The sequence below is a fragment of the Parendozoicomonas sp. 209JJ7-1 genome (assembly GCF_058147085.1).
This window is the reverse complement of record NZ_JBYVJU010000049.1, coordinates 1-2,436: the sequence shown is the minus strand read 5'-3', so window position 1 is coordinate 2,436 and position 2,436 is coordinate 1. Positions and strand designations below refer to the sequence as shown.

General features: G+C 38.1%; 3 protein-coding genes. All 3 read left to right on the top strand.

Annotation, left to right across the window (positions count from 1 at the left end; genetic code table 11):
- Positions 1-544: hypothetical protein (locus tag ACY2RQ_RS19150; RefSeq protein WP_490114614.1), on the top strand; the 544-nt coding region annotated here is incomplete at its 5' end.
- An 89-nt stretch (positions 545-633) separates the two neighbouring features.
- Entirely contained in the window at positions 634-1,365 is a 732-nt protein-coding gene (locus ACY2RQ_RS19145; protein ID WP_490114613.1) for a hypothetical protein, read from the top strand.
- A gap of 97 nt (positions 1,366-1,462) precedes the next feature.
- Entirely contained in the window at positions 1,463-1,834 is a 372-nt protein-coding gene (locus tag ACY2RQ_RS19140; RefSeq protein ID WP_490114612.1) for a hypothetical protein, read from the top strand.
- The last annotated feature ends 602 nt before the right edge of the window (positions 1,835-2,436 follow it).

Sequence of the window (2,436 nt, the reverse complement as noted above, 5' to 3'; positions counted from 1 at the left end):
CATGCTTTACCAACTTTACATCCAACCAATAAGAAGTATCATGCAAAAAATCTTCATCTTAATTGCTGTAATAATTATTTCGGGTTGCTCTGCAACAGGTAAAAAATTTGATGCAAATCTTCATGAAGATTTCGAAACTTCTGGAGATAAATCTCAAATAACAGTATTTCGAACAAAGGATTCAAGTGTTTACTCAGGTCGAGATGCCTCAATAAAAATAAATGACAAAAAGGTAGGCGAATGTGCTTATGGTGGTTTTTTAAATTCATACCTTCCAAAGGGTGATCACAAAATTGAAACAGATATGTGGGATGCACCCGGGGTTTGCAGTTTAAAATTTTCTACTGAAACAGGGCAAAGTTACTACTTTGAAATCACACCAAGAAATGAAAATCTAGCTGCGACTATGTTCGGTGGTTTTATTGGTTCAGCTATAGAGGCAGCAGGTAAAGAGTGCGCTGGGGCTTTTCAAATTGCACTTGTTTCAAAGGAATACTTTGATACTAAAAGCCATGAGCTAAAACTATGTGATCTATCTAATTAAATCACGCATGTAACAAGTAAATCCAGGTGACGCCTTCGGCGCACCTGATTTTGGCGTTAGCTCCTTGGAGTACTCATCGAGAAAATCACATGTCTTGCAAATTATGCGGAGAAAACAAGAAACTTATAAAAGCTCACATTATCCCAAAGAGCTTTTATGAATTGGTAAATACATCTGGTAAAACATCTGTGATTATCAATCAAACTCCAGGCGAATATCCTAAAAAATCACCAATTGGCGTTTACGATCCAAATATAATTTGTGAAGAGTGCGAGCGTATATTCTCTCCTTGGGATGACTACGGGTTGGAGTTTTTCAATCAAGAAATAGACGAAAATAAATATATAAAAAATGGATCAGAAAAGGTTGGATACAACCTAGGTTCTTTTGATTATGAAAAGTTAATCTTATTTGTTTGTTCTGTTTTACTCAGAGCTTCACTTTCACAACACGATATGTTTAAGAAAGTAAAACTAGGTCCTTTCGAGGAAAAGCTAAGAGATTCCATTAAAAATCATAAAATTCCTGATGAATCACTTTTCAGAGTCGTTCTTTACCGGTTTGATGCAGAAGCAAACAAAACAAGAATCCTAAATCCGATGCCAGGACGATATGAAAACGTTATACATCAAAGACTTTATCTTGGAAATTATATGTGCGCTGTAAAGGTTTCAAAGCAAGCAAACCCCAATTGCTTTGAGGGTTTATATGTCACTAAAAATAAAGACGCTTACTGCATAGTTACACCTTTTGAAGATACGAACGAATATCGCGCACTACTTCGGACTGTCAGAGATTCGAGAAAACCTAAACAGAGCTAACAAGTAAATCCAGGTGACGCCTACGGCGCACCTGATTTAGGCGTTAAGTGTAATTGGCAAGTTCGAGTAAACATCAGGGATCAAGGAGAAGAGAAAAATGAAATTAACTCCACACCAAAAGAAGTTTTTAGAAAACTTGAGAAAGGAAGGTATCGAATTTGCTGGAACCAATCCGCTTATCGGCACTCTTTCTCTTAAGGCAGAAGATATCGAGCTTTTTACTGAAGACGCTGAGCAATTTGCAGCCAATTTTTATGATGTAGATAAAAATACATTACTACGTTGGCAAGAATTTATTGGTGGCTGGAATTGCCAAGGGAAAAACAAAAATGGTTCTCCTTGTAAGGCAATGGCAAATAACGGATTCAGAGTTGATAAGCCTCAAAAATTCGTCCTTTCATCACCAGACTTGTACTGTCCAAAGCACAGAGAACAAGCCCTTCAACATAAAGAAGCTGAGTTCGTTTAATGCCTAAAGCAAGATGGAGAAGTGATATAAAAACCAGCTCACCTCTTGCCATTCTTGAGGCTGAATCTGATTTAAAGTGTTTGGAGTGTAAACGCACCATTGAAAAAGGTGAGCTGTTTTCAAGAAGCTCTGATAAACAAGGGACTGTTGATGGAATAAGATATACTTTCTGTAGCCATTGCAGATCAATATAACAGTGCAGTGCAAAATTACACTTAACAAGTGGTTCCAGGTGACGCCTACGGCGCACCTGAACCAAGCGTTAGGCGAAGCAAAATCAACTTCAAGTTTGAAAAGTAACATCCTTTATTGTGTTGGCTGGCGTTGGGAGAGATTGGAGTTTTTTCCCTGAGTTGCGCCGCAATTTAAATTTGTGTCGGTGTTGAGTAAAGCGTTTGCGGCGTTTTGGCTCTGTGTTCTGGCCTTCGAGTTGCCAACGCCAGCATAATCATTGTGCACATATCACAAAACAAACAATTGCGTACAACCTCAAAAAACATCGGCTTTATTGTGCAAGGCTGGCAACAAACATCTGAGCTCATTACTTTTTAGGTAGCGCCGTCTATGTTTCGTAAAAATTTACAGTCTATGCCGTTTAAATT

Excerpts from the sequence above, each read along its gene's own strand:
- ACY2RQ_RS19145 (WP_490114613.1), top strand. The coding sequence starts at position 634 with ATGTCTTGCAAATTATGCGGAGAAAACAAGAAACTTATAAAAGCTCAC.
- ACY2RQ_RS19140 (WP_490114612.1), top strand. The coding sequence starts at position 1,463 with ATGAAATTAACTCCACACCAAAAGAAGTTTTTAGAAAACTTGAGAAAG.